The 15,250-nt window shown below is 75.1% G+C and carries 6 protein-coding genes; 5 read left to right on the plus strand and 1 reads right to left on the minus strand.

The features are described from left to right. The first annotated feature begins 28 nt into the window (after positions 1-28). Entirely contained in the window at positions 29-886 is an 858-nt protein-coding gene (locus tag AB0K05_RS20610) for an FRG domain-containing protein (RefSeq protein ID WP_364230846.1), read from the plus strand. Here AB0K05_RS20610 and AB0K05_RS20615 read toward each other — a convergent pair. Further along, positions 817-1,617 carry an alpha/beta hydrolase gene (locus AB0K05_RS20615; RefSeq protein ID WP_364230848.1) on the minus strand — a complete coding sequence of 267 codons (801 nt, stop codon included), beginning with the start codon at positions 1,615-1,617 and terminating at the stop codon, positions 817-819. The genes AB0K05_RS20610 and AB0K05_RS20615 overlap by 70 nt on opposite strands. Before the next feature lie 963 nt (positions 1,618-2,580). On the opposite strand from AB0K05_RS20615, the gene AB0K05_RS20620 reads away from it, so the two are divergent. From AB0K05_RS20620 to AB0K05_RS20635, 4 genes are read left to right on the plus strand one after another with little or no spacing between them, the layout of a single operon-like run. After that, positions 2,581-3,774 (plus strand): thioesterase domain-containing protein, encoded by a 1,194-nt coding sequence (locus tag AB0K05_RS20620; protein ID WP_364230850.1) that lies wholly within the window; start codon positions 2,581-2,583, stop codon positions 3,772-3,774. A gap of 4 nt (positions 3,775-3,778) precedes the next feature. Then, positions 3,779-9,550, plus strand: coding sequence for an amino acid adenylation domain-containing protein (locus AB0K05_RS20625; protein WP_364230853.1), 5,772 nt, complete (start codon positions 3,779-3,781; stop codon positions 9,548-9,550). Further along, complete coding sequence (locus tag AB0K05_RS20630; RefSeq protein WP_364230856.1) at positions 9,547-15,045, plus strand: SDR family NAD(P)-dependent oxidoreductase; 5,499 nt, start codon at positions 9,547-9,549, stop codon at positions 15,043-15,045. Before AB0K05_RS20625 ends, AB0K05_RS20630 begins: the two co-directional genes overlap by 4 nt. Before the next feature lies 1 nt (position 15,046). Next, the gene (locus AB0K05_RS20635) at positions 15,047-15,241 is read left to right on the plus strand and encodes an MbtH family NRPS accessory protein (protein WP_364230858.1); all 195 of its coding nucleotides are present in this window, start codon (positions 15,047-15,049) and stop codon (positions 15,239-15,241) included. Positions 15,242-15,250 lie beyond the last annotated feature (9 nt).

Genomic DNA, 15,250 nt, shown 5'->3' on the forward strand with positions numbered 1-15,250 from the left:
CCGGCTGCCTCGGGGCAGCGGTGCGGGGATGAGGTCGCACGAGGTGTCGTCGTGGCGGGAGCTGGACGACGCGATCTGCGAGGCCAGCAGGCCGCGCGGCAGCGCCCACGTGCATCCGACGCTGGTCTTCCGCGGGCTGGCCCGGAGCACGGACGCGCACGTGTCCAGCCTGTCGCGGCTGCGCGGCGACTACGCCGCCCTGGAGCGGCACCTGGTGCGCAACTTCCGCAAGTACGCCCACCGCGCCACGCCGGGTGAGACCGTGTGGGACTGGCTGGCGCTCGGCCAGCACCACGGGCTGCCGACCCGGCTGCTGGACTGGACGTTCTCGCCGCTGGTGGCCCTGCACTTCGCGACCGCGTCCTGGCCCGAGGAGGACGGGGCGCTGCTGGCCGTCGACTGCGAGCGCGCGCACCGGCTGCTGCCCGGGCCGCTGCGCGAGGAGCTGGAGCGGGAGGGGGCGCTGGTGTTCACCACCGAGATGCTCGCCCGGGTGGCGGGCGACCTGGACGGGTTCGGCCGGCTGGCCGGCGACCGGCCGTTCCTGACGTTCTTCGAGCCGCCGTCGCTGGACGAGCGGGTCGTCAACCAGTCGTCAGTGCTGTCGGCGACCTCTTCCCCCGCCTACCAGGTGCAGGAATGGCTGGCCGGGCATCCGGACCTGTGGCGGGGCTGGCTGCTCCCCGCCCGGGTCAAACTGGAGATCAGGAACCGGCTGGACCAGGCGGGCATCACCGAGCGGGTGCTGCTGCCCGGCCTGGACGGGCTGGCCGCCTGGCTGCGCCGCTACTACACGCCCGGCGAGGCCGACCGGGGCTACTCCGAAGACGGCAGCACCACGGCCGGCGGTTCCGCCCACCGGGAGGAAGGCCGCACGGGGGCGTAGGAGTCGGCGAGGGCGGCCGCCTCCGCGATCAGCGAGGCCGTCATCCCGCCATGCTGGAACGGGAACACGTGCGCCCCCGGCACCGTCACCGACCGCCCCAGCGGGGCCGTGATGGCCAGGCCGTCGGCCCAGGTTTTCGGGCACATGTGGTCGCGCGCGCCCCGGACGACCAGCACCGGGCAGGAGATCTTGCCGATCAGGTACTCGGGGAAGTCGGACTGCGCCGAGCGGACGCACCGCAGCACCTCGGCCGGCCCGCCCCGCAGGTAGTACGGCAGCGTGACGGGCAGCACGCTCAGCGGCTCGCGCACCACCGTGCGCAGGAAGGGCCGCGCCGCCCGCCGCAGCGTCCGCTGGCGTGGCGGGAACGTCGGCCCGAGCAGCACCAGCGACCTCACCAGCGCCGGGTGCGCGGCCGCGACCCGCAGCGCGACCTGGGCGCCGCTGGAGTGCCCCGCGAGCACCACCGGCCCGTCGGGCACCGTCTCCAGCCAGTCGCCCACGGCCTCCGCCACGGCCGGCACCTCGGCCGCGCACGGCCTCGGCGGCCGGTGCCCGAACCCCGGCACGTCCAGCAGGAACGCGTGCGCCCACGAGGCGCAGCCGGCCAGCGTGTCCTTCATGTAGCCGACGGCGCCCAGGCCGGGCAGCAGCACGACCGTCTCGCCGCGGCGCCCCACCTCCAGGCTCCGCATCCGGCGGTCACCCACGTCGTCCCAGCGCTCGCGCATCCGCAATCCACCCACACGCGACGCCCTACCGGAATCGAGCCCGTTCAAACTTGGGTGAATTGTTTTCCGGCGGCTCCGAGGCGGGGCGCATTCATATTGATAGGGATTTTCTCGGGGAAATGTGGGGGAGGGATTTCGAGGCTTTCTTACTGGATGTGTTGCAACCAAGGGCCGTCCTTGTCATGATGTCGTGCCCGGTCGCGGTTCCCCGTGTTTCCGGTCCCCGGGGAACGGTGCCGTCGGCCTGCTCGTAGCGACTACGGCCGATATTGCTCGAACAGCTTTCTCGCCTTGACAAGCTCCTATTCATGTGGGCCGGAAAGCGGTGTGGAATCGCGCCGATGGTGGTGGCCGGATCGCCGGACCGTGGCCGCCGGGGCCGGGATCTGACGAAAAAACGCGCGAGCCGGGAATTCTTGTCACGGGGCCGGCCGCTCTGAGGCTCGGGGGGCCTCCGGCTCGCCGTGCGGAAGCTCACCGACGGCTGGGCGCAGCAGTGAATCACCCTATAGAGGCAGATTTGGAGATAAAGGCGGATATAGCGGACAGCGAGGCCCGGAATCGGTCCGCCGTATTTGGTTTCGGTCGCATTCGGCCGCCTCGCACGCGCGCCTATCATCCCAGGGCTGCCTGGGCAATATTTCCCCGGGTCTGATTTTTGTCGCGTCGCATGGCGGAAGAGCGTTAATCGCGGCGTTGACTCCTCCTCTCAACCTGGATATAAGAGTTCTTGTCGCACTACCGCGTTACATCGCACGAAATGTAGTGACCCTTCGTAGTAATTCCCCATTTGCTTAGTTGTTCCGAGGCATTTGTCGAGGAGCGCCGTAACATGGCGATTGACGGCCTGCACATCGAGCGACGAATCCATCACACTCCGACTACTTGCGCCGCTCCCCGCCGGGGAGGTGCTGGACGATCGCCGGCTTCTTGACGGCGGCGCAGCGGACCCCTCATCCCACGGTGCCCGCTCCCGCCCGCACGCTCTTCTGCCTGCCCTACGCCGGAGGAGGCGCGAGCGCTTACGGAGGTCTCCTCCGCGAGCTCGCCGGCCTCACGGTGACCCCCATCCAGCTCCCCGGCCGCGAGAACCGCATCGCCGAGCCGCCGGCCTTCACCGTGGGCGAGATCGCCGACGAGATCGAGCCCGCCACCGGCGCCCCGTACGCGCTGTACGGGCACAGCATGGGCGCGCGGCTCGCCTTCGAGGTGGTGCGCGAGCTGCGCCGGCGCGGCCTGCCGCCGCCCTCGCGCCTGTACGTGGGCGGCGCCCACCCGCCGCACCGCAAGGTCCCGCTCGCCGCCACCGCCGACCTGCCCGACGAGGCGTTCATCGACCAGCTCGTCCGCCGCTCGGGCGCGCTGCCCGAGCTCAAGCACGTGCCCGAGCTGCGCGAGCTGCTGCTGCCCGTGCTCCGCGCCGACTTCGCCTGGATCAAGAGCTACCGGTACGAGCCGGAGCCGCCCGTCGACACCCCGATCGTCGCCTTCACCGGCCTGGACGACGGCGAGGTGGGCGCGGCGGACATGCTCGGCTGGGCCCGCCACACGACGGCCGGCTTCCGCCTGCGCACCCTCGCGGGCGGTCACCTGTTCGTCAAGGACCGGCCCGGCGACCTGGCGGCCCTCATCGCCGCCGACCTCGCCGGCGTCCATCCCCTCCCTGACCTGGGCGAGGTCCACCTCTGGCTGGGCGGCGGGCCGCTTCCGTACGGCGAGCACGGGGACGCCGGGCTGACCGTCGCCACCTGCCAGGCGGCCGGCCTCGTCCTGACAGCGGTCACCCGCGCCCCGACCGTGGGCGTGGCCCTCACGCACCCGGCCGGGCCGGTCGACGCGGCGAGGTGGCTGAGCGCCGCGGAGCGGGAGCAGGTCGAAGGGGCCGCGGAAGAGGACCGGCGGTGGCTCGAACTGCGGGCCGTCACCGCGAAGCGGGCGCTCGCCGCCGCGGCCGGTCCCGGCGCCGACCCGACGGCCGCCGGGTTCCCCGATCTGGCCGATCCGGCGCCGTGGCGGGCCTCGGAGGGCCGGCTGTCCGGCTGGTGGGTCGTCCACCTGCCGGTGCCCACCGCCCGGGGCGAGGCGCCGGCCGCCGTGGCCGTGGCGTACGACCGGGTGCGGCTGAGATTCGACACGCTGCCCGACCGGGCCGGATGACGGGGTGAACGTGACCACCGCGACGCTGCTCCACGAACTCGTCACCGCCCAGGCCGCCCGCACTCCTGACGCGCCCGCGGTGCGGCAGTGGGACACGAGCCTGACCTACCGCGGGCTCACCGCTGCGGCGGGAGCGCTGGCACACCGGCTGCGCGAGCTGGGCGCCGGTCCGGAGACGCGGATCGGCGTGTGCGGGCGGCGCACGCCCGAACTGCTGGTGTCGGTGCTGGGAGTCCTGATGTCCGGCGCCGCGTACGTCCCGCTCGACCCGTCGCACCCGCGCAAGCGGCTGGAGACCGTCATCGGCGACGCCGGGATCACTCTGGTGGTCGCCGACCAGGCGGGCCGCGGCGTCCTGCGCGACCTCCCCCTCCGCCTCGTCGCCCCCGCCCAGGGCGAGCTCCCGCCCCCGGAACCGGCCGCCGCCGCGGAGGGCTCCGCGGCGTACGTGCTCTACACCTCCGGATCCACCGGGCGGCCCAAGGGGGTCGTGGTGAGCCACGCGTCGGCGGTGGCGTTCGTGACCATGGCGGGCGCGTACTTCGGCCTGGACGCGTCGTGCCGCTCCATCGGGTTCGCGGCGCTCGGGTTCGACGTGTCCGTGCTCGACATCTTCGCGCCGCTCGCGCGGGGCGGGTGCGTCATGCTCACCGCCGACGAGGACCGGGTCGATCCCGTACGGCTGCAGCGGTTCCTGGAACGGCACCGGGTCACCTGGGGCACGATCCCGCCCGCGCTGCTGCCGCTGCTCGACCCCGACCGGCTGCCGGCGCTGCGCGACCTGCTCACCGCGGGCGAGCCGGCCGGGCCCGAGCAGGTGGCGCGGTGGTCGCGGCCGGGCCGCAGGCGGTTCCACAACTGGTACGGGCCGACCGAGACGACCGTGTGCGTGGTCGGCACCGAGCTCGACGGCGACTGGGACCGGCCGTTGCCGATCGGGCACCCGCTGCCGGGCTGCACCGCGTACATCCTCGACGACCTGCTCCGGCCGGTCCCGCCGGGCACGCCCGGCGAGCTGTGCGTCGGCGGGCCGCAGCTCGCCCGCGGCTACCTGCACCGGCCTGGGCTGACGGCCGAGAGGTTCGTGCCGGACCCGTATGGCGAGCCCGGCGCGCGGCTGTACCGGACCGGGGACCGGGTGGTGCTGGACGCGGAAGGCCGGATCGGCTTCATCGGCCGGCTGGACCGGCAGGTGAAGGTCCAGGGGCAGCGGGTGGAGATCGGCGAGATCGAGGTGGTGCTGCGCGCCCACCCCGAGATCCGCCAGGCCGTCGTGGACGCCGGCACCGGAGCGGGCGGGCTGACGGAACTGGTCGCGTACCTGACCCCGCAGGAGGCCCCGGACCTGGAACGGGTGCGCGCCCACTGCCTGGACAGCGTGCCCGCGTACATGGTCCCCACCCGGGTGCTGCGCCTGCCCGCACTCCCGCTGACACCGGCAGGCAAGGTCGACCTGGCCGCCCTGCGCACCCTCGGCGACCAGCACACCCACCCCTCCAGCCCTGAGGTCACCACGGAGGAATCCGGCCACCGGCACGCCCACGAGGAAACCGCCAGCACGCATCGAACGGCCCCGCCCACCGCCCGCGACGGCGAGCCTCGGACGGCCCATCGCGCGGCCGGCGATGGGGAGCATCGGACGCCCTCGCCCGTGGCCGACCAGCAGACGGCTCCTCGCGAGGGCGAGCGTCGGACGGCCCGTCGCGCGGCCGGGGATGGGGAGCATCGGACGCCCTCGCCCGTGGCCGACCAGCAGACGGCTTCTCGCGATGGCGAGCGCCGGTCGGCTCCTCGTGTGGCGGACGGCGAGCACGGGGCCGGTTCGTCTGCGGCCCGCGACAGCGATCACCTGGGCGGGGGTGAGGTGATGGTGCGGGAGGTGGCCGGGGCCTGGGGGGAGGCGTTCGGGGGTGCGGAGCCGCTGGCGGACGACGACTTCTTCGCCCGCGGGGGCCACTCGCTGCTGGCCATGCGGCTGACCGCGCTGCTGAGGACCCGGCTGGGCCGGGAACTGGCCGTCGAGGACGTGCTGGCGGGCAGGACCGTGGCCGGGATCGCCCGCCGGGCCGCGGCGGCGCCTCCGCTGCGGGAGGAGCCGCCCGGCGACGGACCGGCGGCGCTGTCGGCGGTGCAACGGCGGATGTGGTTCGTGGAACGGCTGGCCCCCGGCACGCCGGCGCACAACATCGCCATGGCCCAGCGGCTCACCGGCCCGCTGGACGTGGCGGCGCTGCGCCGGGCGCTGGCGTCGGTGGCCGAAAGGCACGAGGTGCTGCGCTGGCGGGTGCCCCAGACGGGCGGCGTCCCTTCCGTGACGGTCACTCCGCCCGGCCCGGTGCCGCTGCCCGTCGAGGACGTGACCGACGCGGAGCTGCGCGAACGGCTGCAGGCCGAGGCGCGGCTGGCGTTCGACCTGGCCGAGGGGCCGCTGTGGCGGGCCAGGCTGCTGCGGCTCGCCCGGGACGAGCACGTGGAGGAGCACGTGCTCGTCGTCACCGTCCACCACCTGGTGTTCGACGGCTGGTCACAGAAGGTGCTGTACGAAGACATCTCGCGCGCGTACCGGCAGGAGGCGTTCCCGCCGCTGCGCGCCACCTACGGCGGGTACGTGGACTGGCTCGGCAGGCGCGACGGCGAGGCGGACCTGGCCTGGTGGAGCGGGCACCTCGACGGCGCGCCCACGGTGCTGGACCTGCCGCGCGACCATCCGCGCCCGCCGGTGCAGACGTTCGACGGCGAGTCCGTCACCGCCGAGGCGGGCGCCGGGGTCAGCGCCGCCGTGCGGGAGCTGGCCGCCCGGCTCGGCGGCACCCCGTACGCGGTGCTGCTCGCCGCCTACGGGCAGGTCCTGCGGCGGCTGTCCGGCCAGCCCGACCTGATCGTGGGCACCCCCGTCGCGGACCGCCGCGACCCGGCGCTCGACCCGGTGGCCGGGTGCCTGGTGCAGGTGCTGCCGGTGCGGCTGCGGGTGGACGACGGCGCGCCGTTCTCCGCGCACGTCACCCGCTGCCAGGAGGCGCTGTCGGGTGCGCTGGCCCACCTGGACGTGCGGCTGGAGCGGCTGGTGGACCGGCTCGGGCCGGGCCGCGACCTGTCGCGCAACCCGCTCGTGCAGGTGTTGTTCAACATGTACGACTTCACCGAGCCGCGGCTGGACCTGCCCGGCGTCGCGGCGGCCCCGCTGCCTCCCGGGCTGCCCGGCTCCTTGTTCGACCTCACCCTGTACGTGGGGGAGCGCGACGGGTGCTATGTGCTGCAGGCCGTCTACAACCCCAGACTGTTCCGCCGGTCGCGCGTCGACGCGCTGCTGCACGGCTACCTGCGCCTCCTCACCGACCTCACCGCCGACCCGGCGCGTCCCGTACGCGAGTCACGCCTGCGCCCCCGTCCTGGACGAGGTGACGAAGGGCCGCTCCCGGACCCGGCTGAGGTCAAGCCGCTGACCCTTGCCGGGGCGGCCAGCGCCGGTGGCGTGGAGGTGGCGGCGACGGCGGGGGCCCAGACCGGGGTGGTGGGCGTCGGTGATGTGGCCGGGGCGGCCGAGGTTCAGGGCGGGGAAGCCTTCCGCGACGGGGGAGCGTCGGCGGGGGCGCAGGGCGGTCACGGGGTGTGGGGCGGTGCTTCGCCGGATGTGAGTACGGGGCTCATGGATGCATCCGGGGCGGTCCGGCTGCCGGATGGGACTGCGGTGCTGTCCGGATGGGACGGGGCCGGGGTGGTGGAGCGGGTGCTCATGCAGGTGGCCGGTGGGCCCGAGCGGGTGGCGGTCAGCGGCGAGGACGGCGAGCTGACGTACGCGGACCTCTCCCGGCTGGCCGATGCGGCGGGCGCGGCCGTGCGGGCGGGGGAGACGGTGGCGATCCTCGCCGAGCGTACGCGCGAGCTGCCGGCCCTGATGCTGGGCGTGCTGGCGGCGGGAGCCCGCTGGGCGGTGCTCGACACGGCGCTGCCGCCCGCCCGGCTCGCGGCCCAAGCCCGCGCGGCCGGCGCGACCAGCATCATCGCCTGCCCCGGCATCCAGATCCCGCCCGACCTGGCATGGCTCCCTCCAGCAGGAGAACCCCGTACCCCCGCGAACGGTGAGGAAGGGCCAGCCGCCCTGGCAGCCCGGAATCTGACCGGTGAGGAAGGCGCCGCGGGTCCTGGCGTCCTTGACGGGAACGGTGAGGGGGAGTCGGTCGATCTTGCGGCTCGGAAGCTGCTCGGTGAGGGAGAGGCGGGTTCCGACGTCCTGAACGGGAGTGGTGACCGGGTAGTAGCGGTCACGAACGGGAGTGGTGACGGGGCGGAAGCGGCCATGAACGGGAGTGGTGACAGGGCGGAGGTGGGTTCGGGGCAGGGTGGGACGGCCTGTCGGGTGGTGGCGATGGAGGAGCGGGGGTATCTGGCGTTCACGTCGGGGACCACTGGGGAGCCCAAGCCCGTGCGGACGCCGGAGCGTCCGCTGGCGCGCTTCCTCGACTGGTACCCGCGCGCGTACGGCCTCACCGGGGACGACCGGTTCGCGCTCCTGGCCGGGCTGGCGCACGACCCGCTGCTGCGGGACGCGTTCACCCCGCTGGTGCTCGGCGCCACCCTGCACGTGCCGGGCCCGGACCTGGTGCGGGACCCCGCCAAGCTGGCCGGATGGCTGCGCGGGCGAAGGATCACCGTCGCCCACCTCACCCCGCAGCTCGCCGCGCTCATCGCCGCCGCCGGGGTCCAGCTGCCCGATCTGCGGCTGGTGCTGTTCGGCGGCGACCGGCTCACCCACGCCGACGCCGCCCGGTTCCGCCGCGTCGCCCCGGACGCCCGCCTGGTCAACGCCTACGGCACCACCGAGACCCCGCAGGCGCAGGCGGTGCACGAGATCGGCGACCCGCCCGACCACGGCGACCCGGTTCCGGCCGGGCACGGCGTGGACGGCGCCGAGCTGCTCGTCCTCGACGCGGCCGGCGCGCCCGCGGCCGTCGGCGAGCTGGGCGAGGTCGTGGTCAGGAGCCGCCGCCTGGCGGAGTCGTACCTGGACGAGACCCTCACCCGGGAGCGGTTCGCCCGCGAGCGGGACGGCGAGACGGCCCGCTATCGCACCGGCGACCTCGGCCGCTACGACCCGGACGGCCGCGTCGTGCTCGCCGGCCGGGCCGACGGGCAGGTGAAGATCCGCGGCTACCGGGTGGAGCTCGGCGAGGTCGAAGCCGCCCTCCTGGCCCACCCCGGCGTGCGGGCCGCCGCAGCCACGGTCGCCGAGCGGCCGGGCGGCCGGGTGCCGCTCGCGTACGCGGTCACCGACGGGCCCGCCGTCGGCCAGGCCGAGCTGCGCCGCCACCTGGCCGCGAGCCTGCCCGGTTACGCGCTGCCGGCCGAGCTCGTCCTGCTGCCCGCGCTCCCGCTCACCCCCAACGGCAAGGTGGACCGCGCCCGGCTGCCCGCCCCGCCGCCCCGCCCCGCGCCGGCGAGCGGCCAGGAGCCCGCCACCGGAACCGAACGCCTGGTCGCCGGCGTCTGGCGCGAGGTGCTCGGCCTGCCCAGCATCTCCGCCGGCGCGAACTTCTTCGAGATCGGCGGGCACTCGCTGGCCACCGCGCAGGTCCAGGCCCGCCTGGCCGCCTCGCTCGGCCGCGAGGTGCCGATCGTCGACCTCTTCCGCTTCCCGACCGTACGAGATCTGGCCGCGCACCTCGACGGCGAACGCCGTCCGGCCGGCTGGGACCGAGCCGCCCGGCGGGTCGCCGCGCGGCGGGCACGATCCTCACCCCACCGGCCACAGCAGCCCAGACAGGAGAGCAACGAATGAACCACGAAGAAGGCAACGGGGTCGAGCCGATCGCGGTCGTCGGGCTGGCCTGCCGCCTGCCGGGCGCCGAGGACGTGCCCGCGTTCTGGCGCAACCTGGTGGACGGGGTGGAGTCCGTGAAGTTCCACACCCGGGCCGAGCAGGAGGCGATGGGCGTGCCCGCCCACCTGCTCGACGATCCGATGTTCGTCCCGGCGGCCTCCGTCGCCGACGACTACGGCGCGCTGGACGCCGCCTTCTTCGGCATGTCGCCGCGCGAGGCGGAGCTGCGCGACCCGCAGCAGCGCATGTTCCTGGAGCTGGCCAACACCGCGCTGGAGGACGCCGGCTACGACCCGGCGCGCTACCCCGGCGAGATCGGCGTGTACGGGGCGATCGGCTCCGACGAGTACCAGTGGCTGTACGTGCGGCCCAACACCGAGGTGTTCGCCTCCGTGGGCAACCTGGCCGTCTACACCGGCAACCACCCCGACTACCTGGCCACGCTCGTGTCGTACAAGCTCGACCTGCGCGGCCCGTCGCTCACCCTGCACACGGCCTGCTCGTCCTCGCTGGTGGCGCTGCACGTCGCCTGCGAGGCGCTGCGCGCCGGCGAGTGCGACATGGCGCTGACCGGCGGCGCGTCGCTGGAGCTGCCCGCCGAGTGGGGCTACCTGTACCACCAGGACGGCATCTACTCCCCTGACGGGCACTGCCGGGCCTTCGACGCGTCCGCGCAGGGCACGATCTGGGGCGGTGGCGGCGGCATGGCCGTGCTCAAGCGGCTGTCCGACGCGATCGCCGACGGCGACCACGTCCGCGCCGTCGTCATCGGCAACGCGATCAACAACGACGGCGCCACGAAGGTCGGTTTCTCCGCGCCCAGCGCCGAGGGCCAGGCCGCGGCGGTCTCGCAGGCGCTCGGCGTTGCCCAGATCGACCCGCGCACCGTCACCTACGTCGAGGCGCACGGCACCGGGACCTCGCTCGGCGACCCGATCGAGGTCTCCGCCCTGGCCGGCGTGCTCGGCGCGGCCTCGGAGGAGACCGGCTGGTGCGGCATCGGCTCGGTCAAGACCAACATCGGCCACCTCGGACCGGCCGCGGGCATCGCCGGCTTCATCAAGACCGTGCTCGCGCTGGAGCACGGCATGATCCCGCCCAGCCTCAACTACGAGCGGCCCAACCCGCGCATCGACTTCGAGTCCGGGCCGTTCCGGGTCAACGCCACCCTGACCAAGTGGGAGACGAACGGCCACCCGCGCCGCGCCGGCGTCAGCTCCTTCGGCATCGGCGGCACCAACGCGCACGTCGTCGTCGAGCAGGCGCCGCCCGCCCCGCTGCCGACCGCCCGGCCCCGCCCCGCCCACCTGCTGCAGCTGTCGGCCCGCACCCCGGCCGCGCTCGACGCCGCCGTGCGGCGGCTGGCCGGCCACCTGGAGGACCGGGAGGTCTCGCTCGCCGACGTGGCGCACACGCTGCGCACCGGGCGCAAGCAGCACAAGCACCGGGCAGCCGTGGTCGCCGCCGACCCCGCCGACGCGGTCGCCGCCCTGCGCGACTCACGCCGGGTGACCAAGGCCAAGGCGGGCACGCCCCGGGTGGCGTGGCTGTTCTCCGGCCAGGGCGCCCAGTACGCCGGCATGGGCGCCGGTCTCTACCGCACCGAGCCGGTGTTCGCCGCCGCCGTGGACGAGTGCGCCGCGCTGCTCCGCGACGAGCTCGGCCTGGACCTGCGGACGCTGCTGTTCCCCGGCGACGACGAGCGGGAGGCCGCCGACGAGCGGCTGCGCCAGACGGAGCTGGCCCAGCCCGCGCTGTTCACCGTCGAGTGGGCGCTGGCCCGGCTGTGGTCGTCGTGGGGGATCGAACCGGCCGCCATGATCGGCCACAGCATCGGCGAGTACGTGGCCGCCGCCGTCGCCGGCGTCTTCCCGCTGCCGGACGCGCTGCGCCTGGTCGCCACCCGCGGCCGCCTCATGCAGTCGATGCCGCCCGGCTCGATGCTGGCCGTGCGCCAGGACCACGAGGAGGTCCGCCGCACCCTGCCGGACGGGCTGTCCGTCGCCACCGTGAACGGCCCGGGCACCTGCGTCGTCGCCGGCCCGGCCGAGCTGGTCGAGCGGTACGCGGCCACGCTGGACGAGGCCGAGGTCCAGCACACCGCGCTGCGCACGTCGCACGCCTTCCACTCGGCGATGATGGACCCGATCCTGGGCGACTTCCACGCCGCCGTCGCCGCCGCCACCCGCGACGCGCCCAGGATCCCGTTCCTGTCGAACGTCACCGGCGCCTGGATCACGCCCGAGGAGGCCACCGACCCCGGCTACTGGACCCGCCACCTGCGCGAGGCGGTCCGGTTCGGCGACTGCGTGGCCGCGCTCGCCGCGGAGGGCGAGTGGCGGATGCTCGAATGCGGTCCGGGACGCCAGCTCGCCGGCCTGGCCAGGACGCAGCTGCCGCGCACCGCGCCCGCCCCGCTGCCCAGCCTGCCAGGACCCGCCGACACCAAGTCCGACCTCGAGGTCCTGTACGCGGCCGCGGGCACGCTGTGGGCCGCGGGCGCGCCGCTCGACGTCACCGCGATCACCGAGCCCGCGCGGCGCGTCCCGCTGCCCGCCTACCCGTACGAGCGGACCCGCCACTGGGTGCCGACCGCGGTCGACCCCGAGCTGATCTACCCGAGAGCCGCGCGGACCGGGGCGCTGCCGCAGGAGGAGCGCTTCTCGGTGCCCGCCTGGCGGCAGGCCCCCGTCACCCCCGTCCCGGCGGACTCCCTCGCCGGCGCCCGCTGCCTGGTCTTCGCCGGGCCCGGCGGGGTGCCGCTCCTCGACGCCCTGCGCGCCGCCGGCGCCGACGCGGTCCAGGTCGTCCCCGGCACCGCGTACGGGGTCGCCCCCGACGGCACGGTCACCGTCAGGCCCGCCGAGCGCGAGGACTACGAGGCGCTGATCGCGCAGACCGGCGTCCCCGCCAGGATCGTGCACGCCTGGCCCCTCGACGGCACCCCCGCCGAGGGCATCGCCGCCACCGACGCCGCCCAGGACCTGGGGTTCTTCAGCCTGCTCGGCCTCGTCCAGGCGCTCGCCCAGGCCGACCGGGACGGCGGCGTCCATCTCGACATCGTCACCAGGGGCACCCAGGGAGTCGTCGGCGGGGACGTCACCAGGCCCGAGCACGCCACCGTCGCCGGCTTCACCGCCGTCGTCCCGCTGGAGGCCCGCTGGCTGACGGCCCGCCACGTCGACCTGGAGGAGGGCCCGTACGACCCGGCCGCCGTGCTCGCCGAGCTGGCCGCCGAGCCCGGCGAGCCGCCCGAGGGCGAGCCGCCGTCGCCGGTCGCGCTGCGCGCCGGCCGCCGCTGGCTGCGCGGGCACACCCGGGTGCCGCTGCCGCCGCAGGCCGACCCGCTGCGCCGGCACGGCGTGTACGTCATCACCGGCGGGCTCGGCGGCATCGGGCTCACCCTCGCCGAGGACCTGGCCGGTCGGGCGCAGGCCCGGCTCGTCCTGCTCGGCCGGTCGGGGCTGCCGCCCCGGGAGGAGTGGGACACCCTCGACGGCGCCCCCGACCGGGTCCGCCGCGCCGTCGCCGCCGTGCGCCGCATGGAGCGGGCCGGCGCCGAGGTGGTCGTGCTGGCCGCCGACGCCGCGGACCCCGGGGCGCTGCGCCGCGCCAGGACCGAGGCGCTCGACCGGTTCGGCCGCATCGACGGCGTGGTGCACGCGGCCGGGGTTCCCGGCGGCGGCATGGCCGAGGTCAAGGAGCGGGCGGCGGCCGAGGCCGTGCTCGCCCCGAAGCTCGCCGGCACGCTGGCGGTGCGCGAGGTCTTCGGCGACCTGCCGCTCGACTTCGTCATGCTGTGCTCGTCGGTCACCGCCGTGGCCGGCGGGTTCGGCCAGGTCGACTACTGCGGCGCCAACGCCTTCATGGACGCCTGCGCGCACGCCTGGCCAGGCCGGGCGGTCTCGGTCAACTGGGGCGCCTGGCTGGAGGTCGGCATGGCGGCCGAGGTCGCGGCCCCGGCCGCGTTCCGGGCGCTGCAGCGCGGCGACCGGGTCACCAGGATCGACCACCCGGTGCTCGGCCACCGCCACGAGAGCGCCGGTCGCCGGCCCTGGTACGCGGCCACGCTCTCCCCGTCCACGCACTGGCTGCTCGACGAGCACCGGGTGGCGGGCGTGCCCGTCATGCCCGGCACCGGCTACCTGGAGACGGCGCGGGCCGCGTTCGAGGCCGCCGTGCCGAGCCCGGGCCCCGGCCACGCGATCGAGCTGCGCGACGTCGCGTTCGTCGCCCCGCTGCCCGTCGCCGACGGCGCCGCCGCCGAGCTGCGGGTGCTGCTCACCCCGGCGGGCGACGGCATGGACTTCGAGGTGGTCAGCGTGACCGGCGGCGAGGCCACGCAGCACGCCCGCGGCTCTGCCGCCTGGGTCACCGGGGAGCCGCCGCCGTCGGACCTGGCGGGCGCCCGGCAGCGATGCGTGTACGGCGGCGAGGACGGGCCGAGCCCGTTCGCCTCCGCCTCCGGCCTGGTCACCTTCGGCCCCCGCTGGAACAGCCTGCGCTCGGTGAGCCAGGGCGGGGACGAGCGGCTCGCCCGCCTGGAGGCGGGCCCCGACGTGGCCGCCGACCTGGACCGGCTGCCGCTCCACCCGGCGCTGCTGGACGAGGCGACGGCGTTCATCTCTGTCGCGTCAAGCTCCGTCTCCGGCGGCCACAGCTACCTGCCGCTCGGATACGGCCGCGTCACCGTGCACGCGCCGCTCCCGGCCCGCCTGTGGAGCCACGCCCGCCACCGCGACACCGGCGGCGGCGAGGTGCTCGCCGCGGACCTCACCCTGTACGACGACGCCGGCGAACCGGTGGTCACCATCGCCGACTTCGTGCTGCGCCGCATCGACAAGGACGCCGTCACGCGGACCGTCGGCGAGGGAGCCCGCCGGCAGGCCGAGGACACCGCCGTCGACGAGGAGTCGGCCGCCGCCGGCCAGGCGCTCGACGTGGACGGCGCCAAGCGCGGCATCAGCCCGGCAGAAGGCGCCGAGGCGTTCCGCCGGCTGCTCGCCGCGAACCTCGGCCCGCAGGTCGTGGTCAACGCCACCGACCTGGCCGAGTACGTCGCCGGCGTGCGCGAGCTGACCCAGGACACGGTCGCCGGCGAACTGGACGCCGCCGCCGCGGCGGGCGGCGCCGACGAGCTCCCCGACGACCACGTCGCGCCGCGCAACGAGCTGGAGAGCACGCTCGCCGGCCTGTGGGGCGAGGTGCTCGGCGCCCGCCGGGTCAGCGTCGAACAGGACTTCTTCGACCTGGGCGGCAACTCGCTCGTCGCCGTCCAGCTCATCGCCCTCATCAGGAAGAAGGTCGGGGTCCGGCTGCCGATGCGCAGCCTCTTCCAGGTGCCGACCGTGGCCGGCATGGCCGCGCTCGTGGAGGAGCTGCGCGGCAAGCAGCAGGCCCCCGCCACCGGCACCACCACCATCAGCAGGCTCCCCCGGACGGAAAGGCGCTGACATGCGGGACGGCCAGTACAAGGTCGTGGTCAACGACGAGGAGCAGTACTCGATCTGGTTCGCCGAACGCCCCGTCCCCGACGGCTGGCGGGAGACCGGGTTCGAGGGCGCCAAGCAGAGCTGCCTCGACCACATCGAGCAGGTCTGGACCGACATGCGCCCGCGCAGCCTGCGCGAGGCCATGGACCAATACTAGGAGGACACC

Source organism: Nonomuraea sp. NPDC049486 (genome assembly GCF_040676925.1).
Classification (GTDB): Bacteria; Actinomycetota; Actinomycetes; order Streptosporangiales; family Streptosporangiaceae; genus Nonomuraea; species Nonomuraea ferruginea.